Origin of the sequence: Pseudoalteromonas sp. T1lg88 (assembly GCF_002964765.1) — a bacterium.
GTDB lineage: Bacteria > Pseudomonadota > Gammaproteobacteria > Enterobacterales > Alteromonadaceae > Pseudoalteromonas.
The window spans coordinates 162,049-183,658 of record NZ_PQCF01000031.1 but is presented as its reverse complement, the minus strand read 5'-3'; the positions used below and the strand labels follow the sequence as shown (position 1 = coordinate 183,658).

15 protein-coding genes are annotated in these 21,610 nt (G+C 48.9%); 3 read left to right on the top strand and 12 right to left on the bottom strand.

From position 1 onward, the window contains the following. Positions 1 to 116: 116 nt before the first annotated feature. From C2M34_RS10000 to C2M34_RS09975, 6 genes are all read right to left on the bottom strand, one after another. The gene (locus C2M34_RS10000; RefSeq protein WP_105258683.1) at positions 117 to 3,608 is read right to left on the bottom strand and encodes a S8 family serine peptidase; all 3,492 of its coding nucleotides are present in this window, start codon (positions 3,606 to 3,608) and stop codon (positions 117 to 119) included. An 865-nt stretch (positions 3,609 to 4,473) separates the two neighbouring features. Beyond that, entirely contained in the window at positions 4,474 to 6,288 is a 1,815-nt protein-coding gene (locus C2M34_RS09995; RefSeq protein ID WP_105201357.1) for a S8 family serine peptidase, read from the bottom strand. A gap of 1,081 nt (positions 6,289 to 7,369) precedes the next feature. Further along, entirely contained in the window at positions 7,370 to 9,622 is a 2,253-nt protein-coding gene (locus tag C2M34_RS09990; protein WP_105201356.1) for a tetratricopeptide repeat protein, read from the bottom strand. Between the two features lie 4 nt (positions 9,623 to 9,626). Beyond that, positions 9,627 to 10,391: a response regulator transcription factor gene (locus tag C2M34_RS09985; protein ID WP_105201355.1), complete on the bottom strand. Its 765-nt coding sequence runs from the start codon at positions 10,389 to 10,391 to the stop codon at positions 9,627 to 9,629. Between the two features lie 140 nt (positions 10,392 to 10,531). Continuing rightward, entirely contained in the window at positions 10,532 to 10,849 is a 318-nt protein-coding gene (locus tag C2M34_RS09980) for a hypothetical protein (protein WP_105258682.1), read from the bottom strand. A gap of 117 nt (positions 10,850 to 10,966) precedes the next feature. Further along, the gene (locus C2M34_RS09975) at positions 10,967 to 11,800 is read right to left on the bottom strand and encodes a mechanosensitive ion channel family protein (RefSeq protein WP_105258681.1); all 834 of its coding nucleotides are present in this window, start codon (positions 11,798 to 11,800) and stop codon (positions 10,967 to 10,969) included. A gap of 176 nt (positions 11,801 to 11,976) precedes the next feature. Between C2M34_RS09975 and C2M34_RS09970 the strand changes: the two genes are divergently transcribed. The 3 genes from C2M34_RS09970 to C2M34_RS09960 all read left to right on the top strand — a co-directional run bounded on the left by C2M34_RS09970 (position 11,977) and on the right by C2M34_RS09960 (position 14,360). Further along, the gene (locus C2M34_RS09970; protein ID WP_105258680.1) at positions 11,977 to 12,351 is read left to right on the top strand and encodes a hypothetical protein; all 375 of its coding nucleotides are present in this window, start codon (positions 11,977 to 11,979) and stop codon (positions 12,349 to 12,351) included. Positions 12,352 to 12,390: 39 nt separating this feature from the next. After that, positions 12,391 to 13,110 carry a methyltransferase family protein gene (locus C2M34_RS09965; RefSeq protein WP_105258679.1) on the top strand — a complete coding sequence of 240 codons (720 nt, stop codon included), beginning with the start codon at positions 12,391 to 12,393 and terminating at the stop codon, positions 13,108 to 13,110. 131 nt (positions 13,111 to 13,241) lie between these two features. Further along, the gene (locus C2M34_RS09960; protein ID WP_105201350.1) at positions 13,242 to 14,360 is read left to right on the top strand and encodes a GGDEF domain-containing protein; all 1,119 of its coding nucleotides are present in this window, start codon (positions 13,242 to 13,244) and stop codon (positions 14,358 to 14,360) included. Positions 14,361 to 14,362: 2 nt separating this feature from the next. Here C2M34_RS09960 and C2M34_RS09955 read toward each other — a convergent pair whose 3' ends face one another. The 6 genes from C2M34_RS09955 to C2M34_RS09930 all read right to left on the bottom strand — a co-directional run bounded on the left by C2M34_RS09955 (position 14,363) and on the right by C2M34_RS09930 (position 21,391). Then, a complete protein-coding gene (locus tag C2M34_RS09955) occupies positions 14,363 to 15,511 on the bottom strand; it encodes a catalase family protein (RefSeq protein ID WP_105258678.1) in 1,149 nt (382 codons plus the stop codon). A 9-nt stretch (positions 15,512 to 15,520) separates the two neighbouring features. Next, positions 15,521 to 17,749: a di-heme-cytochrome C peroxidase gene (locus C2M34_RS09950; RefSeq protein ID WP_105258677.1), complete on the bottom strand. Its 2,229-nt coding sequence runs from the start codon at positions 17,747 to 17,749 to the stop codon at positions 15,521 to 15,523. A 58-nt stretch (positions 17,750 to 17,807) separates the two neighbouring features. Continuing rightward, complete coding sequence (locus C2M34_RS09945) at positions 17,808 to 18,851, bottom strand: SMP-30/gluconolactonase/LRE family protein (protein ID WP_105258676.1); 1,044 nt, start codon at positions 18,849 to 18,851, stop codon at positions 17,808 to 17,810. Further along, the gene (locus C2M34_RS09940) at positions 18,851 to 19,819 is read right to left on the bottom strand and encodes a hypothetical protein (RefSeq protein WP_105258675.1); all 969 of its coding nucleotides are present in this window, start codon (positions 19,817 to 19,819) and stop codon (positions 18,851 to 18,853) included. Before C2M34_RS09940 ends, C2M34_RS09945 begins: the two co-directional genes overlap by 1 nt. Positions 19,820 to 19,830: 11 nt before the next feature. Beyond that, positions 19,831 to 20,865 carry a patatin-like phospholipase family protein gene (locus C2M34_RS09935; RefSeq protein WP_105258674.1) on the bottom strand — a complete coding sequence of 345 codons (1,035 nt, stop codon included), beginning with the start codon at positions 20,863 to 20,865 and terminating at the stop codon, positions 19,831 to 19,833. Positions 20,866 to 21,097: 232 nt separating this feature from the next. Beyond that, positions 21,098 to 21,391: a hypothetical protein gene (locus tag C2M34_RS09930; RefSeq protein ID WP_105188907.1), complete on the bottom strand. Its 294-nt coding sequence runs from the start codon at positions 21,389 to 21,391 to the stop codon at positions 21,098 to 21,100. Positions 21,392 to 21,610 lie beyond the last annotated feature (219 nt).

Genomic DNA, 21,610 nt, shown 5'->3' with positions numbered 1-21,610 from the left:
CGGGTTTTCGAACATTAATACAATCCCTATTTTCTCTTGTTGATTTACGCTCTAGAGATAAACGTAAATTAAGAAGAAAAAGGAAGGCTCGAGAGAGCCTTCCCAGGGGTTACAACTTACTTGCGTTTACCTTTAGTCTTAGGAGTAGCCGCAATGGTTTCCTCTAAAGAACAGTTGGCAGTGCCAGTTTCACATACTTGGTAAGTGAAGCTAGTCGCAGTAGAGTTAAAGCGGTCTGTGTAGCTTGTTTTGCTCACACCTGAGTCAATTAGAGCTCCGTCACGGTATACATCAAACTCAGTTGCAGTTTGTGCAGTCCAAGATAGGCTTGCTACTACACGGCCGTTAGAGGCTTCAGCAGTACCTTGTACAAAGATAGTTGGCTCTGGTACAGGCTCAGTCACAGTTACTTCTTTAGTGATTGAGTGCTCGGCACCGTCATCATCGCTTACAGTCAGGGTTACAGTGTAAGTACCCGCAGCTGTGTAGCTGTGTGAAGGGTTAGCTAGAGTTGAGCTAGCGCCGTCACCGAAGTCCCAAGAGTGAGTTGTTACCGCACCGTCAGTGTCACCAGATAGGTCAGTGAACTGAACGTTAAGGTCAGTAGCGGCGAAGCTGAAGTCAGCTACAGGCGCTTCGTTTGCAGGTGCATCTACAACAGTCAGAGTTACTTGCTTCGAGTCGAATGCTTCATCATTATCCCACGCTACCGCAGTTACTGTGTGGTCGCCTGCAACTAGTGAGTTAGTGCTGAATAGACCGCCAGTACCAATCTTACCGTTGAAGTTTGAGTACCAATCGATACGTGAACTGATGTCACCTTCTTCTGCGTCGATAGCTGTTGCTTCGAAGGTTACGCTGTCGCCTAGGTTGAAGCTAGTGCCACCAGTAGGTGCAGTGATAGTCACTACAGGTGCAGTGTTTTCAGCCGGTGGTGGTAGTATCGCGTCACCGTTAGATGCTGAGATGCTCCAGCTGTTAAGTACGCCGTTCATGGTGTAGCTTGACGTATCTTCAGCGTATAGGCGCCATTTACCCTTGCTTGACTCACCTGCGAATTCTACTGGAGTAAAGGTATGGATAAGGTCTTTATTCCAGAAGTCACGCCAAGTTACTAGTTTCACTAGAGTACCAGCAGGAGACTGTAACCAAACGTTCAAGTATTGAACTGAATCGTAAGAGATGTTTACAGACACTTCTAGGGCATCGATAGCAACACCGGTAGGTAGGTCGATTTCAGTGAATACACGGCCGCCCCACTCAGGAAGTGCAATGGCTGTGTTGTTAGAACCACTTACCGTAGTGTTAGCAGCTGCTACAGAGAACTCGATGCTCTGGTTAGTCGTTTGACCCGCTGAGTCGGTAACAGAAGCCGTTACTACGTGGTCGCCAGCAGATAGGTCAGACTTAGTGAAGCTTGCACCGTTGCCGATAACACCATCAACACTTGACGTCCATACAACAGTTGAAGTTAGGTCGCCATCTTCAGTGTCGCTTGCATTTGCAGAGAAACTTACAGTTTCGCCAACAAGGAAGGCACTGTTGTTTTCAGGAGTTGCGATAGACACGTTAGGAGCGAAGTCAGTAGCACCTAGAGGTGCGCCGCTTAGCTTCAACGTCCAGTTGTTTAGAATACCGGCGTTGTTGTTGTTGTGGTCTTCTACTTGTAGCGTCCAGTTACCTAGAGCGTTATCAAGCTCGTGGTCGTAGTTTACAAAGTCCATCTCAAGACGGTTACCCGCTTGGCCTTCGAAGCTGCGAAGTACAGACTCTTTACCGTTAGGTGCTACTAGCTTGATCACTAGGTCAGCGATGTTGTCGTGAGTGATGTCAACGTGACCTGCAACCTCAGTGATGATCATTTCGTGAGGTACATTGATTACGCTCTCAGCTGGTGCTTCTGGTGCATCATCGGCAATCAATACCGCTTCGTTATTGCTGAAGCTGGTAGAGGTGCTGCCTTCAGGCCATACACGCAGAGTTAGAGGTAATGTCTTAGTGATATCACCGTCTACCGCTGTAACCGTCATTTGGTATGTACCAGGAGCAGTTGCAGTTGTGGTGTTGATAGTCATAGTTGTGGCTGTGTCAGCAGCAACTGGGTTTTGACTAAATAGCACTTGTGCATCTAAAGCTGGAACAGTAGACAGGCTTAGAGTTGCATCGCCTGTGAAACCACCGGCAGCGGTAAGGTCGATAACGAAGTCTTGGCTTTCGCTTTGGTTAACCGTTGCAGACGAAGGCGTGGCATTCATAAAGAATGAAGGACCTGTACCGCCTGAATCAGCCAAGGCATTGAACACGTTCATGCGCTTGCCGTTGATGGTTTTGCCTTGCAATGAGGCTAAGTCATCACCCGTGCCCATTAGGACTTGTTTAAGCTGCGCAGTAGTTAGGTCTGGGTTACCAGATAATAGAAGCGCTGCAGCACCGGCTACGTGAGGTGTGGCCATTGAGGTACCGCTTAGTGTGTCATAGCCACCACCAGGAACGGTTGAAACAATGAAGTGACCAGGAGCGGCGATGTGTACTAGTTCGTCACCGAAGTTTGAGAAACCAGAAAGGTTGTCTTGGCTGTCGGTAGAAGCAACGGCCATTACGTTTGGTACGTCATAACCTGCAGGGTAGAAACCGCCTGGATCGATATCAGATGAATCGTTACCTGCTGCCGCTACGAATAGCATATCGGCGTTGTTAGCTGCTGTGATTGCATCTTTAAGAGTTTGCGTGAAACCACCGCCACCCCAGCTGTTGTTAAGAACGCGAACGTTGTTACCAGCATTTTTAAGACCGATCATATAGTCGATACATTGTACGCCATCGGCTAGGGTACCGCCGCCTGAGCCTAGGAAGCTACAACCTACCATGCTAGTACGCCAGTTTACACCAACAACACCTAGGTTGTTGTCACCTTGAGCACCGATAGTACCGGCTACGTGAGTACCGTGAAGACCAGTGTCTTGAGGGTTACCATTGTCTAGGATGGCAGAGATACCGTGGATGTCGTCGATATAACCGTTACCGTCGTCATCGATACCGTTTCCAGGGATCTCGTTCGGGTTGCGCCAGATGTTGTTTACAAGGTCAGGGTGTTGGAAATCGAAACCTGTGTCGATAACACCCACGATTACTGATGCATCACCGATGGTGTAATCCCATGCCGCTTCGGCAGAGATTTTTTGCATGCCGTAAAGGTTTGCATAGCTAGGGTCGTTAGGAGTCGCTTGATGCTTAACGATGAAGTTAGGCTCTGCATACTCTACAAGTGGGTGGTTTTTAAGGCCAGCCAATACCGCATCAACTTTACGGCCTTGGCCAAGATCTAGTACCGCAAGGCGACCGTTAGCAATGTTGCGTAGGCGGTCATCAACACCGTCATTGTTTTTATCTTTGAAAGATACGCCAAGGTTGCGAGCAAGCTCTTTACGCTCTTTCTTTGCTACTTTTTGTTTGAACTTAACGATAACAGTTTGTTGATCGTATTCTGGTGCTGCTTTGTGTGGCGCTTGCGCTACTGCTAAAGCAACAGGACTGATACCAGCTAATAGTGTAGTACCTACTAGTGTTTTGATTAGTTTGGAAGATGACTTCTTGGGCGTTTTCATCATCTGATCTCCTGTTGTATGTAAATTTAACTTATGGTTGGTTCACTTGTACGTACCCACTTCATTCTCCCTGTAAGTCGCACGCTCGCACTTCTTGTATGCGAATGTATATAGTTATATACCTTCATTTGTATATGATCAATAAAAATGACGCAAAAAATTCACATTTATTTATAAAAAACGTATAGAAAGTATGCAGTAGATTGATTTAAAAGGGGTTTTTATTACAGGAAAATGACAAAATATTTTTTCTTCATCGGAAGAATTTCGTGTTTTTGTCTATTGATGTGTAAATTGCAATAGAATTGTTAGCAGGACAAATGTCCTATAAAGCCAGTATTTATGCACTATTGCGCGTTATTTATGCAGAGATGTGCAGGGCCATTCCCAGGCCGGAGAAAAACCCAGAGAGCATGTAAATGTATATGAGTTTGTATCACAACCTGCTGATTTCAAACCGTGGCGAGAACATGTATACACTGTATACAAACGAACTCCGAGTGCTGGCCGATAGGCGCTCAGCCTTGCTGGAAAGCGGAGCAGGGGACTGGTGTCAAAAGAGCAGAGTCTTGCACTAAAGCTGCTTGTGGGGCTTTAACTAGGGGTTTTATAAGCCTAGAGAGGTTGACCTTAGATGCCTGTGTTAATACCAGGGGCAAGGGGGCTCAAGGTTGCAGGTGTTCCTCGTTGGCAAGCTGTTGGCAGCGCCTGATGCATTGGCCAGGTTAAAGCCTATCGCTTATATGGGGGCTTGGTACGCGCAGTGGCGTTAAAGAATTTGGGTCGGGTATATAAAGAAAAAAAGCAGAGGCCCAATGGGGATGGGCGCACTGCTTTGGTTAAGGTCCAACTAGAAATTAGTTTCTGCTTAGAAAGAGATCACTTGCTCAGCAGTACAGTCTGTGGTGTTTTGATCACAGGCTTTATAGGTGTAGGTACCGCTAGCCTTACGTGAGAAGGCATCGTTGTACTGAGTACCATTGGCAACAGTGGCGATTTTGGCACCATCACGGTAGATATCTGCACTACCAGACGACGCACCTAGGGCTACAAGCTCTACCTGGTTTTTGCCTTTGGCAAAGGTATGTGTGGCGCTCAGTGATAGCTCACCCGGAGTTGGGGTGTTGCCACAACCGTTTTGCGTTAGGTAATCGTGCGCGGCCTTGGCCTTAACGATACCGTAACCGAAGTATACGTCGTGACCCGCTGCACCTTGGTCTTCGGCAGTCATCTTCAATGCGTCACGGATTTGCTCACCCGTACATTCGGTGTGGTTTGACCATACCAGGGCTGCAACACCGGCTACCGCAGGTGAAGCCATAGAGGTACCGCTCATGTAACCATAATCTGATGCGGTCACGCTGACGTTGATTGATGCAGCGTTAACTAGGGCATCGCGGTCAGCCAAGTCTGCGCCTACAGCAGGAATTGAGGTGCTGTTGAAATCACCTAGGGTGCCATAAAGTACGCCATCAACGTTGTTGACGATAACCGCACCGACGCCGCCTGAGGCTTCACAGTTAGCAACTTTATCGTGGAAGCTGATATTACCGCGGTCGATAACACAAACACGACCGTTAGCGCCGCTGTCAACAGACTCTGCTGTGCCCATGAAATAAGCTGCAGCCGTAACATCACCGCCGTTTTCCATGCCCGCCGTGCTATAGAAAGTACCATCGGCATTTAGCGCTGCAATGCCCGCCATGCCCGCAGGGTAGGTAGAAAGCGTTTGAACGCCACCGGCTGTTGCTTCAACGCAGATGGTTTCATCGAAGTTGGCGCGCTTGCCGCGGCCGGTTGTACAGCTTGGAAACTGAGAAAAAGATGCAATCTTGTTGTCAGCGTCGTTGGCACCAACCATCATTACTGCAGGGTAGGCTGCAGGATAAGAAGCAGCTGAGTTACCATCGTTACCGGCTGCCGCTACGATCAGACCACCATTGGCACTGAATTCAGCAAAGGCATTACCTTCAATGCTGTTGCTGCCGCCGCCACCTAGGCTCATGTTGATGATGTTGGCACCGGCCTGGCTACATAGGTTAGTTGCATGGGCAAGATCTGAAGAGTAAGCCCAGCCGCGCTCGGTGAATACCTTAACAATGTGCATTTCAACGCCTGGGGCCATGCCCACTACGCCGTATTCATTATCGCTGGCGCCAATGGTACCGGCTACGTGCGTGCCGTGTGGACCACCGTTTACATTCCAATCGCCTGTGCCTGGGTCATAATCACCCGTGATGCCAGCCCAGTTGAAATCAGGGTTTGATTTATCAAGACCAGAGTCGATAACACATACTTTCATGCCTGCGCCGGCGATGAAAGGTACTTGGTTAGCCTGTGACTGATACACAGCATACGGTGTAAGCTGACCGGTCATAGGGTTGCCTGCATCGTCGTTGTATAGAGCGAATGGCTTACGGATTTGGTCTTTTTCAATTAGTTTTACATGTGGGTTATTAAGAACACCCTTAACCTGAGAAAGGTCCATGCCAGGGAAGCTAGCGGCAAAGAAACCTTCGCCATCTACTTTAATTTCTGCGCCAGACTGAATGGCTAGTGCTTTGATAACGCCTTTACTGTTGTTATCAACCTGGATTACAAAACGAGAATCGTCTGCTTGAGCGCTTGCTGCTGCGCTAAGTGTTAATGCCGCTAAGGCGCTCGCTATTTTTGTTACCTTCATAACTTTGCTCCAATGTGTGTAGGGGTTGGCGTTACCTTGGTGTTGTCCGTACACCGCGAAAACGCGTATGACCTACTAGTTGGTGTTCAATGCTATTTATCTTTGCGGCTTCTGGTGCTCAGGCATAAATATTTGAACTTGCTAAAAAATATAACGTGATCCCTTAACTCTGAGAGGAGTGAGGAATCAATTTCAATGACTCAACATATACATTTATATACATATGGACACTAAAGATCAAATAAATTTAACCTTTTGTACACAGTAATGACAAAAAACTTTCAAAAAAATCCTAAATAAGTATGGTAAGTATCGGAAAAATAGAAGAATTATTCGATAAGTTGCAGTTATCAAATTAACTGATAATTTCTAGGCAATTTGCGTATAGGTCGGTCACTTTATTCCAAAAGTGGGTCTTTATGTTGTTTTTTTGTTGGGATAGAAGCGACCTAATGTGGGTCGGTGTTGTGGGCGATGCTTTTTTTGTCGCCGACAAAGGAAGAATGTTGCTTAATCGTCGCTCTGAAAGCCCGACCTACAACCTTGGCGGCAAAGGCCGGGCTACAGCGTGAATTATGTGCATATTTGTCGGCCTGAAGGCCGACCTACCACGAGATGGTGCCTATATGTAGCTCGGTGCTTTGCGCCGACAAAGGAAGAATGATGCTTAATCGTCGCTCTGAAAGCCCGACCTACAACCTTGGCGGCTAAAGGCTGAGCTACAGCGTGAATTATGTGCATATTTGTCGGCCTGAAGGCCGACCTGCAACGAGATGGTGCCTATTTGTAGGTCGGTGCTTTGCGCTGACAAAGGAAGAACTATGCTTAATCGTCGCTCTGAAAATCCGACCTACAACCTTGGCGGCAAGGGCCGATCTACAGCGTGAGTCATGTGCATATTTGTCGGCCTGAAGGCCGACCTACCACGAGATGGTGCCATTTGTAGGTCGGTGCTTTGCGCCGACAAAGGAAGAATGTTGCTTAAGCGTCGCTCTGAAAGCCCGACCTACAACCTTGGCGGCAAATGCCGAGCTACAGCGTGAATCATGTGCATATTTGTCGGCCTGAAGGCCGACCTACATTAGGCGTTATTGATGGTGGGTGGTTTTTTCGGACAGCGAATGGTGAGTTTGGCGCCGCCTAGGCTCGATGAACCTACGATCAACTTACCACCATGGGCTTCGCTTATCTTTTTCGCCAACGCCAGACCCAGGCCCACACCGCCGGAATCGCGACAACGACTTAAGTCGAGGCGCACAAAGGGTTCGATTACCCGTTGGCGCTCGGCTACAGGAATACCGGGACCGTCGTCTTCAATACAGATCTCATAATGGTGCGCTAGGTTATTTAAAGTGACATGCACCTGTGTTTCGGCAAAACGGGCGGCGTTGCGAATAATATTGGAAACAGCGCGGTTCAATTGATGACTGTCGGCTTGCACCACACAAGGCTGGGGGCCCTTCTCGGTGAGCTCGAAATGAATATCGGCGTAGAGGTCGACATGGGACTCGAGTTGTCGCGACAGTAGATTGCCGAGCTTAATTTCACTGGTGTGTAGCGCCCGAGATTTATTCTCTAATTGGATAAAATCCAACGCTTCTTTGACCAGCTTTTCGAGCTCGGTAAGGCCATTATTTATCTTGGTGGTTAAGAGCTTGCCGTTGTCGCCATTAAGTGAGTCCTCAAGCATATCGAAGGCCAGTTGCACCCGTGCCAAGGGCGCCCTAAATTCATGGGCAACCGCTTGAATCAGCTCGCGTTGCGATTTGATGTTTTCATTTAATGAGCGGTTTATCTTATTTTGATGCATCCGCTTTACGAAAAGCAGGATAAAGGCAAAGCTGGCGCACAGGGAGGCGATCCACACATTACGTGTGTATCTTTGCTGTTCAATCTCGCTGCGTTTTAGGCTTTGATCCGCCTGCAAGAGTTTGATCTGCTGTTCTCTTTTTTCTGCTTCAAAGTGGCTTAATAAGAAGGCAACGCGCTGATCGCTCTCTGAGTTAAACATTTCATCGTTGACCTGCTTGAACAGCTCCAGGTAGTGAAGCGCTTCGGCCAGTTCATTCTTGTCCTTATAGATCTGATAGAGATACTGATAGGCATCGCGCACCATGCGCTTATCTTCAACATCCGTTGCCACCTCTATGGAGCGATTAGTTAAATGTATGGCTTGGGTTATCTCGCCTTTGAGTCTGGCCGTTTTGGCGCTGACCAACAAGGCATTGGCCTGCAGGGGGATAATTTTTAAATCAATGATTTTTTGCAATGCTGGCTCGGCGTATTCCTGAGCCAAGCCCGCATCACCCAACTCTATATAGGCGCTGGCAATATCAATTTTTATACGTGCCATCATGGCAACATCATCCAATTCCTGGGCAAGTTCCAAGGCGGATTGATATTGATGCAGTGCCGCATCAAATTGGTGTTTACGTTGGTGCACGGCTCCCAGGTTGGTCAGCATTTCGGCAATGCCAAGCTTGTCCTGCAGGGTTTCGTAATAACCCAGTGCCCGCTGCAGGTAAGACAAGGCCATATCATAGTCTTCAAGATAGAAGTAGGTTAGGCCTATGTTGCCAAGCACCTGCGCCAGGCCGGGAACATCGTTAATACGCTCGCGTATGGTCAGGGACTTTAGTTGGTAATCCAGGGCTAAACTGTAGTTGCCGCTGGTGCCGTGTATATTGGCCAGGTTATTGAGAGATACGGCGATGCTTTTCTCTTCGCCAATTTGCTGTTGCAGTTCAAAGGCGCTTTGAAAATACTCCAGCGCTTTTTTTGGCTCGCCCAAGGTCTGGTGAATAATGGCAATATAATTGGTGGTGTTGGCGATGCCGCGGGTGTCTTTTTGCTCCTCGGCTATCTCAAGTGCCTGCTCAAAGTTTTTCAGTGCGGACTGGTAATTGGCGGTACGCCAATAGATGATCCCCTGCATGGTAACAGATACATACAGGCCGCGTTTATAGTCGGCTTCTTTAGACAAAGCCTGGCTTTGATCGGTACGGGCCTGTGCCTGCTCGTATTGGCCCAGGGTGATATGGGCCCAGGCCATGTTATTAAGTACCGTGATCTGACGCTTAGCATTAGGATACTTGGCAAAGATGGCCAAGGCCTGCTCGGCATAGTCTAAACTGCGCGGCGGATTGTTATCACGATAGGCTTCAACCAGCTCGGTTAAAATCAGACTTTTGTCTGCGCCCTTGGCCTGCGGCAGTTGTGCCTCAAGCTGTGCCACCGAGTTTTGTTCTGTACCGTCATTACCCTGCACCGAGGTACTGAGCCAAAGCCCGGTACCTAGGAGTAAAAATAAGAGTAATACCAGTTTAAAGCGCATCGTGTTATCTATCCCCTACAAACAGATAGCCTTTACCGTGGATAGTTCTAATTCTAGTCGAAGGATGGTTATCATCGCCAAGCTTTTTACGAATACGTGATACGCGCAAGTCTATGGTTCTATTGGAGCTTTCATAGCCAAGCTTGGCAAAATGCTCGGATATAAACTCCCTGTCGCAGATCACCCCAGGATTGCTGGCAAGCAGCGCCAGTAATTCAAATTCCGCTGTGGTCAAATCTACGGCCTTGCCGTTTTGCTCGGCGCTTTGATACTTCTTATCTATTACCAGATCATCGAACTTTATTAAGGCCTCATCTTCAACCGGCTCTTGTTCCTGTACTTCTGTACTAGGTAAAGGCGCCACTTCATGAGGGTTGCGGCGCAACAGAGCACGTACCCGGGCTAGCAGAACCCGCGAGCGCACCGGCTTGGCTAAGTAATCGTCGGCACCGGTTTCGAGGCCGGCTACTTCATCAATGTCATTGTCCAAGGCGGTAAGCATAAGGATAGGGCCGTCGTAGGTGCCCTCTAACCCCGGGTACCCATAGCGAGCCTGGCGACATACAGACAGTCCGTCCATATCCGGCAGCATGACATCAAGCACCACCAGAGTAGGCTGCTCGGTGATTATGGTTTGCAGCGCTTTCAAGCCGTTGTGCTCAATTTTGGTTTTATAGCCGTTGGTTTCAAGAAACCCTGACACTAGTTGCGCTAACTCGATGTCGTCATCGACGACTAAAATCCAGTTATTATCTTTCCCATTCATCATATTGCCCAGATAGTAACATTTTATTCATAACTCGGTCATCATACATGAGATTGTATTGAGTTGTATATCAATGTTTTGCACTCGGGTAAGGGAGTAAAAGTGGCTCCCGGCGGCATTTCTTACAGGTGATGGCCCGGTTGCTAATTGAAATTACGACATACCTGCCGCGCGACTTCTTCATTGTGCTGGCTAGGCTCTTGCTTATAGATAAGGTAATACTTTTCGCAGTGACTGCCCTTGGTGGCGATAAAGTCGGGACTGAGTAGATCCGGGGTCTCATTTAACCGCGCCTGCGAGGGCGTGAGTGGGGGACTAATCTCGGCGCTGGCTACGGGTTCAGCATCCGCGGGTTCATCTGCAAGCATTATTCCTATCAGTGCGATAGCAATAAGAATCAGCATGGCTTCGGCGAGCGGAACTTTATTGCGGATATTTGCCGACATTAAACCAAAGAACATATTTACGCCCTGTTTTTAAACACTTTTTATTTGCTATGAGTATAGCCTATTGGCGCGGGCTAGGGTGGCAGGGTCTAAGCGTGCAGGCACGCCGGAGCGTGCCCTAGATTAAGAAGGTTAAGAATGGGCTTCTTGCTTAAGTGTAACCACACGCTGAGGAAAGGGGATCTCTATATGCGCCTGTTGTAAGGCCTGAAATACTGCCTTGTTGATTTCAAGCCGGGTGGCGACCTTGGCCTTGGTGGGCGCCCAATAGCGATATAAGATCACCACACTGCTGTCGGCAAATTCGTTAATCCCTACCTGAGGTTTGGGTGTTTGCGCGATACCCGTTTGCGACTCTAATACTGCAGAAATCAAGGCTTCCGCCTGCTCATAATCGGCATCGTAGGCAATGCCGATGGTACCTTCTTCTAGAGAGTAATCGAATGAATTATGGATGATTTCACCGACAATATGCTTGTTGGGAATGGTGATCTCCACTTCGTCTTCATCGCGCAAATGCGTCATTCCCAGCTCAATGGCGCTGACCTGACCTGTGACGCCCTTAACCGTAATGGTGTCGCCGACCACAAAGGGGCGGGTGGCAATGATGGCCAGACCCGCGCCATAGTTTGACAACATGCCTTGCAATGCCAGACCAGCACCTAGGGAAGCAGCACCTATGGCGGCGACGAAAGGCGTGACGCTTATTCCCACCTTACCTAGGGCGATGACCACAAAGGTGACAATAAGTAAGACGCGTACCAGGTTACTGGTAAAGGTCGTCAGGGTAATGTCTATGTTACGGCCCTGCATTAGGGTGAATATCCAGCGGCTAATGCGTTGTGCCAACCAGAGGCCGAAAACCAGTAGTATCAGAGCCAATACCAGCTGAGCACTGTAAGTTACTAGGAAATCAATCGCCATCTGGTAGTAGCGCTCTACCTGGGCTATTTCTTGTTCGATCATCTAAGGTTTTTTCTCGAATAATGTGTTTGCTAAATAGTAACGACTTAGCACCTGTAATTCGAGTGACAATTAGTATTTGAATCTATAATTAGCAAAGGTTCGCCAAATAATTGCGTCTGGGTTTTAACGCTTACACACAGAGCCCGACGCCACAGTGATAATTACACGTTGGAATTATGAAATACTGGAAACTCATTATTGCCTTATTATTTTCGTCTGGCTTGTTTGCCGCAAACGAGAATCCGGACGTTGCCTTGCAACAAATGAGGGCAGATGCCCTAGCGCGCATTGATGTGATCGCCTGCCTTGATAAGGGCGGGGTGATAAAAACTGTGTGTATGAATGCCATCCCCGCTTGTATATACAAGTATCCCGATGCCGGAAAACAATGTCGCAGTGGTTCTGAATGCGAGGGAGATTGTCTTGTTGTCGGCGATTTTGTGGCCGAAGGCAGTGAAGTCATTGGCCAGTGCAAGGTCGATAATGATCCCTGCGGCTGCTACCAAAGAATTTTCGATGGCGTCGCCGAATACGCCATGTGCACGGATTAACCAGCAAGTCTCGCTGTTAACCCTTATTTTGGTACTGAAATGCCAGCCAATTCACACTTAAAAACCGCCCCGCAAAGCATGACCACACGTCAATGGCTTGACCTTATCCTGCTGTATCTTTCATTTCCGGTGATCTTATTTATTTGTAGCTCGGATATTTATTGGTGGCAGGCCTGGGTTTATTCGGCACAGGTGTTTGTCTTTGGTGTTGGCGGGCATATGTTGGCAGAGCGACATAATCCTGGGCTGATAGCCGAGCGGCATAATATTGAAAGCATTAAAAAAGCCAAACCCTGGGATAAGGTACTGGCTCCTTTAATGGCCATCAGCATAGGTTTTCCCATGATCATAGTGGCCGCGCTGGACCATAGGTATTCATGGTCTGATGCTTTTCCCCTGTGGCTTAATTGTCTGGGTTTTATCTTGGTCGCCCTTGGCTATTGGTTGGCTACCTGGGCATTGGTGGAAAACCGCTTTTTCGCCAGTGTGGTGCGCATTCAAACGGAGCGGGGCCATGTGGTGTGTGATACCGGCCCGTATCGATTAATTCGCCATCCCGGGTATGCGGGAAGTATTCTGGCCTTGTTTGGCATAGTGCTGGCGCTGGACTCTTTCTGGACTCTGATCCCAACCGCTTTCGCTATCCTTATTACCCTGATAAGAACTCGATTAGAAGATAAAACCTTGCAAAACGAGTTAGTGGGTTACAGGGATTATACCAAGCGGGTGCGCTATCGCTTGATTCCAGGCGTATTCTGATTTAATCAATAAAGTTACCATAAGGTTAAAAATTCACATTGATTAAGTAACATATAAACAAAGGCTGTGGCAGAATAAGGTCACAATAATAAAGTGTGCGGCCACAGCGCCGTCGGTAAAAATCGCTCCCTATGATAAGAAAACTTGTTCACCTGGGTTTTATAAATATAGGCACGGATCGCCTTGAACACGTTGAAGCAACAAAGGTGCAAACCACTAACCTGGTCAGTGTGGTGACCTGTGTGGTTGCCTTGTTGTACGCTCTGTATTTTCTTCTTTCTTTAAACCAGACCTCAGTCGCGGCTATTAACTTGGTCTTTGTTGCCTGTTATGGCGTGGGTTTGTTGTTCTCCCATAAACGCTTCTACCGAGGGGCCAAGGTATGGTTTTTTACCGTACTGATGGCACACGTTTACCTCTTTAGTGTGCATACCTTTGGCGTCGGTGCTGGATTTCATTTTTATTATCTCATTATCACCCCTGGGGTTTTTCTGCTCTTTAACGAAAATGATCGAGTTGAAAAATTTGTCTTTAGTTTAGCCGGCGGCATCCTCTTTTATTTATGCTCCGAGGCAGGGGGCACCACACCCATTATCTCGCTCGATGGCCAATCTGAACGCCAGTTATTTTATTCGGTTATTTACGTGACCATGATAGAAACCTATTTCATCATGGCTTTACTCAGCCACAACATAGATCTCTACCAAAAAGAGCTAAAGGCCCTCGCTGCCACCGATGCGCTGACGGGGATCAACAACCGTCGCATGTTTATGTCGATAGGCGAAGAGCTGTTTGAAAATGCCAAGCGTTATCAGCACCCCATGTCATTACTGCTGCTGGATATCGATTACTTCAAAAAGATCAATGACGTGCACGGTCACCTGGTCGGCGACGAGGCATTAAAGCAAGTGGCCGCAACTCTCAAGGCCAACCTAAGGGCCAGCGATTCACTGGCGCGTTATGGCGGCGAAGAGTTTGTGGTGGTGCTGCCCGAAACCGATATTGCCAGTGCCCTGGCGGTGGCTGAAAACCTGCGCCACGCCATTAGCACGATTCAAATCGAGCTTCCCGGCGAGGCGGCGCTGACCTTTACCGTGAGTATCGGCGCCGCGGAAAAAACACCCGACACACCTTGTCTGATGGGCTTGCTTACCTGTGCCGATAACGCCCTGTATCGCGCCAAAGAAACGGGACGCAATAAGGTCATAAACCATAGCCAGGACGAAGAAGCCGCTCTAGCGTTTAGCTAGCATTACTCGGCTTCGCACTCACTGCCGTCGAGCTTCAGGCACCAGCCCTTTGGCTCGAACATCTCTTGGCCGTTTTTATCATGGCGATAACGGGAGACGCCGTTGTACACAGCTTTGCGTAAGCGGTTGATCCCGCCCACAGGCTCCAGCGCCTTTACGGCATGCCAAGGGGTAAAGGACAGGTTTTCACAAAACTGATTTTGCTCCTGGGTATCAAAGTGCTGCTCGGGTATCTCAACCCGGGCGACCTTGATAAAAGGCGAGTCCTCGCTTTGCCATTTTACCCTTGTGTCTTCCACCGGCATGTATTTATCCCTATTTTGCAGTTGCACCATAAAGTCGAAGCAGGCACCGGTTTGACCTAGGTTCTCACTCAGCTCCTGGCGTAAAAAGTTGGGCTTATCTCGGTTAACGGCGATGGCGGTGTTGCTCGAACAGGCCTTGGCGCTGTATTTCATAAACTGCTTTTGGCCTAGACGATAGGCCGAGAGACTGTGATATTGCTCGGTTAGCAGGCTGTCCGGCGCCGTCTTGAGGGTTTTAGCGCCGAGGTAGAGCGACCTCAGGTGCCACTTAAAGATGTTCCAGTTAAAGTCATTGAAAAAGTAACCAAACTTGCTGCCTTGTGCCTGGTATTGCATAAACTTGGCATATTCGGCGACGTCCTTAATAAAAAACACATCGCTGTTGATCATCACAAAGTCCTGGGTTTGCGCATCCTGCTCCAGCGACAGCAGCTTTTTACCGTCAACGCCCATGACTTTAATGGCCATGCCCCTGGCATCTTTGATGCCATCCGCTTGGGGTCGGGTATCGCCGCTGGAAAAACGAACCCAGGCCTGATATTGATCCGGCTTGGCAAATATCCCGTGCTTTAAGCGCGAGTCACTGAGCGCCGGTACGCTAAAAGTAGCCTTAACACAGCCATGGGCCTTGGCATGGACATCCCTGCGGTATGGGGCAGGCGCCGTGGCTGCCTGGCTGCGATCCACCATTTGCACCGCCGATGAAATAATATCGGCGATATGGGTTTGTTCATCGGCTGGAATAATAATCCCCAGGCTACTTTGCTTTTTGTCCTGGTTGATGACAAATAACACCGCGACCAACGCAATGACGCCGGTTAGGCAAAAGACTATCAGTTTTTTCATCTTGTTCCTCTACAGGCCTTCGCATTGAGTCGATGGGCTCAATCCCGAAGCGTGCGCATTCACGTTAGCGTGCGCGGGCTCAGGCGAGTCTTTATGTATTTTTAAATACTCGATAATGGCCAGGCGCTGCGCCGGCGCTAATGCCGGGCCGATGACACCATATTGGGGCGGATTACCCGGTTGGTAGGGAATGTAGCCATCCCTGAATTCATGGCCGATATTTTTATTGCCGTCTTTTTGGGTATCAAACAAGAAGGCATGACCCGGTTCTTTTTCGGTCACATAACCCAGATGCACGGGATCGTACTCCCTTTGCCCAACCCAAAACTGGCTGTCGCGCTCGGAGACTGGCGAGAGCAGCTGGTAGATATTGGGCACAGAACCATTATGTAAAAACGGCGGTGTGGCCCAAATGCCTTCTAACGGTCTTGCCTTGTAGATCATTTTTTGTTGCGGTAAATCCAAGGCGCCAAAGCCGTCCATACAGGCTTGCTTTTCTGGCGAGAAGTTTTTGTCTTGATAGTACTTCTCTCTTAAATAGATGCCGGTAATGTTGAGGGCTTCACCCAGACTGAGCGTCTCTACACTGAGCTTGGCTAACGCATCGTCCAAGGAGCGCAGTTGCTGCTGAATTAGGGCGGTTTTGATGTCTTGCTGAACATCATTATCGCCTTGCTCAGCAATGAGCTGGTCCAAATCCGCTAACTTGGCATATTTGTTTTGCCAGTTGTTAAAGCGCTGCTCTATATCCTGGTATTGCTGCGGATGGTCGCTTATCCAGTTGGTAGTTAAGGTTAACGCCTCGGCGTTTGGCTGAGGTTGTTGCAAAAACTGCTCTAGGCGCGGCGAGTTAAGAAGCACCTTGGCCAGTCGTTGTAACTGCCTGATATTCATAGCGCGGACTTTTTGCACTATTTCGCTGTTACTCAAGCCTGTTTTACTGAGATCAAAGCGGTAGTTTAGAAAGTTGTAGGCGGCATTGGGGTCTGTGCCGACCTCATTGACGGCCAGCTCGCTCATTATCCACAGTGGTTGGTCTTTGCCTTTTAACGGCGTTTCGATTTGTTTCACCAAGTCGCTGGCAGGGTGTGGACCATGACAGCCGGCGCAATGGCGCTGAAAAAGATGTTGTCCCTCGGCCGCTTTGACTCTATCGACCGGGCCAAAAATATCTTCCGGCCACTGCGGTGGCGTGAGTTTTTGCAAGGTGGTTTCTATGGTGAAGATTTGCTCGGGCAACACCGAGGAATCGAAGCGCTGCTCAGGAGGTAATGGATTACCATAGCTGTCGATCAATGCAATGTGCGCGCCGACCCCAAGCGCTTCACCCATATTGCGCGCCATGGGCTGTTTTACCGAGGCGCCATATTGCACCCAGTTAAATTTCCAGATATTCCAAAGCGGCGGGTAGTTAACCGGGCCGGTGGCCTTATGATAATTCTCTGCCGACAGATTATCGCCAAAAACGGTATTGCCGATACGGGCCAGGGCATCGGTGCGGCCAAAGCCCTCGGTCACCGGATACAGGCCTTTACTGGTATCGTTAAAGCCCTGGGTTAAAAAGCGCATTAACACCTTGCCGAATTTTTTCCTGAGGACGGCCTTGTTGTGGTCGTTATATTGCTCGCCCAGTACCTGGGTAGCAAAGCGATCAAATTTAAGTGGGTTGAGATAGGTACTGGTCATAGATGCCACCAGGGTTGGCACAAAGTGACCCAGTTTCATGGTGGTAAAGGCATGCATGGCCTGGCCGCCATCGATGCGCAGTGCATAATGTTTGCCGTCTTTTTTGTAGTTGAGCTGACCGTTATGACAGGCAGCGCAGCTTAAATCCAGCAGTTCGCTGGCCGATGCCTGGTCGAAGTGCTTGGTAAAGCCCAAGGGGTATTGATAGGGGTTTTCAGGACTTGGGGTGTCATCGACGATAAAGCCGTAGGCCTTTAAATGTCCTGGCTCGGCAAATCGCGTCTCCCCCCAGGGCATTTCCAGGTGCGCCAGCCAGTCATATTCCATGCCCTTTAAGCCGGTGCCCTGTGGTGTGTAATAGTAGGTTTGACGCTCGGGCGAATGTGCCTCGAGCCCCCAGCCCTGATCCAGATAGCGGGTTTCTTCTGTCGGCACATAGTCCGGGATTTGCGAGGCGGGATAATGCACCAAGGCAAATACACCAAGGCCAGCCAGTACGATTACACCCGTCACATAGACCAGGATACGTTTTGTTATTTTTATGAATGTCATTGTATTAACCAAGGTTAAGAGGAAGAGGGGAGAGCCTCTCCACCGAGTTATTCCCGAACTAGCCGTTAAACGCCAATGTTAAGCCGGCATTTTTCATTTGTGCTTTTACCAGCATGCCGCTGGCACCCAAGGTGATATAAGCGGTTTTATTGTCTTCGCCACCAAAGCAGATATTCGAGGGCAAGGGCGCATACAAACCCTCGCCCAGATTGATCTCGATATATTCCAGTACCTCTCCTTCAGGAGATACGACGGTAATACCGCCATTGCTAAAGGGGTTATTGCCTTGCGGTAACATGGTGGCCAGATACAGGTTACCCAGCTCATCGACCGCCATGGAGTCATAAATAGCCTGGCCTTCAAAGCCTGTGAGCAGGTAAGTGCCATCGAGCGAGTTGGGGTTTGGGGCAATTTCACCGGGGGCCGACAGCTCCCAGTAGAGCAGTCGTCGTGTATAGGTCTCCACCGTGTACAGGCGCTTGCCATCGGGCGACAGGCCGATGCCGTTTGGTGCATTGAGCGGGAAGACCATTTGCTTGATGCTGGTGCCGTCGGCTGCGGCATAGTAAATGCCCGTGATATCGCGGGCACGGCCATCGTCTTTGCCCCAATCGGTAAACCACAGGCCGCCTTTGCTATCAAAAACCAGATCGTCCGGCCCACGCAGCGTAAACTCAGGGGTAAGGGGCTGATCCTGCCACTGCATCTTGGCCATATCTAACCGCCGGCCGGTATTGCAACTTGTATAAAGAGTTTCAACGTTCGCCGTAGCCAGGTTGACCTTATCTATGCTGCCACCTTTATATTCGGGTGACTTTCCTGTGCCGATAAACAAGGTTTGTTTCGGCAGAGGGACCGGCAGCCATTCAAAACCACCACTGTTACACACATAGACCTGGCCATCCGGGCCGATGGCGGCACCGTTTGGGCCACCGGCTATTTTAGCAACTAGGGTTTTATCGCCCTGGGGCGAAACCCGGGTTAGTTGCTGGTTTTTGATTTCAACCAGCAGCACGCTACCGTCTTGCATATAGACAGGACCTTCCGGATAGCCGAGTTGATCACAAACGATTTCAAAGTTGGAACATAAAAGACTCGACATTATTGCTCTCCGCTGGTGGCCGTGGTCGCTAAATCAACCGACTTAAGCATTTGATGGGTAAGTTCGAAGCCCAACTCCCGGTAGGCTTCAAACTGCATTTCATCAAAAAATTGATTACTGGTGCTCTGATGTGGGAAATCAGGGTTTATGCGTTTATAACTTTTCAGCTCTTCATTCACATGTTGGATCATGCTGGCCTTCACATAGATAAAGCGGCCATAGCTGCCATCGTCGTAGGAAATTTTGCCTTCGGTCCAGGCAATATTAGATGTGGCCGCTTTTTGATTAATGGCACTGACATCGATGGCTAGCTTGGCACCAAAATCAACCCGAGCCAGCTTAATGAGTCTGGCCAGATCCTGGAATTGGTAGTTGGGATCGGCACCGGCATCGCAACACACTATCAGCTTGCATTTACGGCGTATTAATTCGTAGCAGGCCAGGTTTTCAAAGTGGCCGCCATCGGAGAGATGAATGTAGGACTGGTGTTCATTCAAACCCTGGCCGAACATATCCTTGAACATATACATGTACCACCAGGGTTTATTGAAAAAGTTTGCCGGTTTGGTGGGTTTATTCGGGTTTTTCAGCCAGCAGCCCAAACGCAGATTCAGCAGTGACATGATAAAGTTCAGCTGCTTAGAACGGGTCATGGGCGTATTGGTGGCGATGGCTGCGCCGGAAATAGCACAGGCGCTGGCCAGGTCTAACTTACCGCCCATGTAATCCTTGGTCGCCCTATATCCCGTGCTGTCGGAGCCCGAATATAAGGGCGTTAGGGTGAAGCAGTCGCCGCCGCGGTTCTTATATTTAGCATTGGTTGATCCCAGCAATTCAATGTTGCAATTAATGATGGGAAAGGGCGCGTCTGTGGCTTTAAGCTCGCCCAACAATAGCTGCTTATCATAGCTGAGCGTTTGTTCGCACTGCTCGTCATTAGTATCGCGTTTAGATAAATGACAGGGCATAAAGGCGTCTCTTAATCTGTCTCTGTAGTAGCCGTGCATAGACAAGCATTGATATTACAGCCCAATACCAGGAACACAGATAAAATCAGCAAGGGATAAAATAGGGTGGGGAGCAATTCCCACTGCACTGCAAAGTGATAACTGATCATCACAAAACCAAAGCAGGTAAGCAGTAGGCCTAAGTCTATCAATATGCTGGTCAGCGAATATTTAATATCGGCACTGCCGTTTCTGTGCGCCGCATACCGGGTGATCAGCATACCCAGTAAAGAAATACTAAAGCTGGTGTGCACCAGCCACTCGGCAAAACGCTCAAAAAACTTATGGAAAATAGGTATATAACCAAAGGCTAACATGGCCAAACCCAAGGGAAAGAGGTTACTTAAGTAATATCTGAGCGTTTCTGTGCGGTGGTTCGCCCGCGCAGACTCGAAGCCCGTGCTGATGGCGGTCAATAACATCAACCCAAAGCTGGCAATGAGTGTTATAAAGCCGGCGCCCCGTAACAAGGAAAAGCCATTAAAGGGAGCGTGGATGGCTATGGCCCAGAGATCCGTAGAAAATTCATAACTTAATAGAAAGAGCAGCAGCAGGAGCACGGGCACCATAATCAACATATTGATCAGGGTCCCGGTTAAGATGGCCGTTAATAGCGAACTTTTATCGACGCCAAACCCGGGCGTTAAAAAGCTACTGTGCGCTCTGAGCCAACCAAGAATGTCGCTTGCGCGCTTATCATGGCGATTGGTGCTAAAGGGGAACTGACCGGGAAAACGGGATTTAAACCAGGTATAGGAGGTGGCAATGTAACTGCCGCCGCTAACAGAAGACAGGTAATCAAACTGCGTGAGTTGGTCGTTTTTCGCCAATGCCTGCAACACCCCGAGGTTGAAGGTCGCCGAGCGGATACCGCCGCCGGAAAACGCCAGTGCCTTGGTATCTTTGTCGCCGTCACAGCCTAGGTTGCAGGCGGCTCGTCGATCGCTCAGCCATTGCTGTTCCTGATTTTCAATATCCGGATTAAATGTTTCTTGGAAGGAACTCATTGTTAAGTTGTTGTTATTATTTTGGTTGTATTATCTATGTTTCCACAATTAACTCAAACGATACCTGTGTTTATTGTTATTAGTAGCGGGGAAAGGGCTGGAGTAGGGAAGGCCTGCCTTGCAATTTAGCCACCAGAACTCAGAAGGCTGGTGGCTATTTACTTATGATTCGGCCGTATGTGAGCGGTTAAGGACTCTTCTATCGCTTGAGCTGCAGAACAATGTAACCTAGCTAGTCCATACAAGCGTCGATGGAAAGACCCAGTTCATCGGCGACGAATTGGCCTAGTGCCTCCATGGTGTCATCATCGATAATTCCGGCTTCATATAATAACCGCGCTAAATTACGTAAGCCCATTCTCGGTGTGGGTTGCTCACTGCTGTGCTCGCCCATAGCCCCGGTTTGTGCAAAGACCTTGGTTGCCTGTCCCCAGCATGCCTGTTGCGGATTTTTTGCCTCCGCAGCGACAGCAAACGACGACGCTAAAAGTACTGCTGATACCATGGTGTAAGAAATTATCTTCATTGAATTGATCCTTATGATGGGGGAAGTATCTGTACGTACTGCGCGTGTACGAATAAAAGAATAGACCATCACAGGAAGTCTGTTGAACCTGTAGAGTAGGCCGGGTGCTTGTGAGGTAAGTGTTTTTCCATTACTTTATGATTTAGTGAGATTTTTATTTAATAGCGCGTTTATATGGCTCTTACCGTACTGAAAGTTTCATATAAAAAACGGATAAAT

Coding starts and splice junctions, on each gene's coding strand:
- C2M34_RS09940 (WP_105258675.1), bottom strand. CDS start 19,819: ATGCCCTGTCATTTATCTAAACGCGATACTAATGACGAGCAGTGCGAA.
- C2M34_RS09995 (WP_105201357.1), bottom strand. CDS start 6,288: ATGAAGGTAACAAAAATAGCGAGCGCCTTAGCGGCATTAACACTTAGC.
- C2M34_RS09985 (WP_105201355.1), bottom strand. CDS start 10,391: ATGATGAATGGGAAAGATAATAACTGGATTTTAGTCGTCGATGACGAC.
- C2M34_RS09965 (WP_105258679.1), top strand. CDS start 12,391: ATGCCAGCCAATTCACACTTAAAAACCGCCCCGCAAAGCATGACCACA.
- C2M34_RS09950 (WP_105258677.1), bottom strand. CDS start 17,749: ATGACATTCATAAAAATAACAAAACGTATCCTGGTCTATGTGACGGGT.
- C2M34_RS09945 (WP_105258676.1), bottom strand. CDS start 18,851: ATGTCGAGTCTTTTATGTTCCAACTTTGAAATCGTTTGTGATCAACTC.
- C2M34_RS09960 (WP_105201350.1), top strand. CDS start 13,242: ATGATAAGAAAACTTGTTCACCTGGGTTTTATAAATATAGGCACGGAT.
- C2M34_RS10000 (WP_105258683.1), bottom strand. CDS start 3,608: ATGATGAAAACGCCCAAGAAGTCATCTTCCAAACTAATCAAAACACTA.
- C2M34_RS09975 (WP_105258681.1), bottom strand. CDS start 11,800: ATGATCGAACAAGAAATAGCCCAGGTAGAGCGCTACTACCAGATGGCG.
- C2M34_RS09980 (WP_105258682.1), bottom strand. CDS start 10,849: ATGTTCTTTGGTTTAATGTCGGCAAATATCCGCAATAAAGTTCCGCTC.
- C2M34_RS09955 (WP_105258678.1), bottom strand. CDS start 15,511: ATGAAAAAACTGATAGTCTTTTGCCTAACCGGCGTCATTGCGTTGGTC.
- C2M34_RS09935 (WP_105258674.1), bottom strand. CDS start 20,865: ATGAGTTCCTTCCAAGAAACATTTAATCCGGATATTGAAAATCAGGAA.
- C2M34_RS09970 (WP_105258680.1), top strand. CDS start 11,977: ATGAAATACTGGAAACTCATTATTGCCTTATTATTTTCGTCTGGCTTG.
- C2M34_RS09990 (WP_105201356.1), bottom strand. CDS start 9,622: ATGCGCTTTAAACTGGTATTACTCTTATTTTTACTCCTAGGTACCGGG.
- C2M34_RS09930 (WP_105188907.1), bottom strand. CDS start 21,391: ATGAAGATAATTTCTTACACCATGGTATCAGCAGTACTTTTAGCGTCG.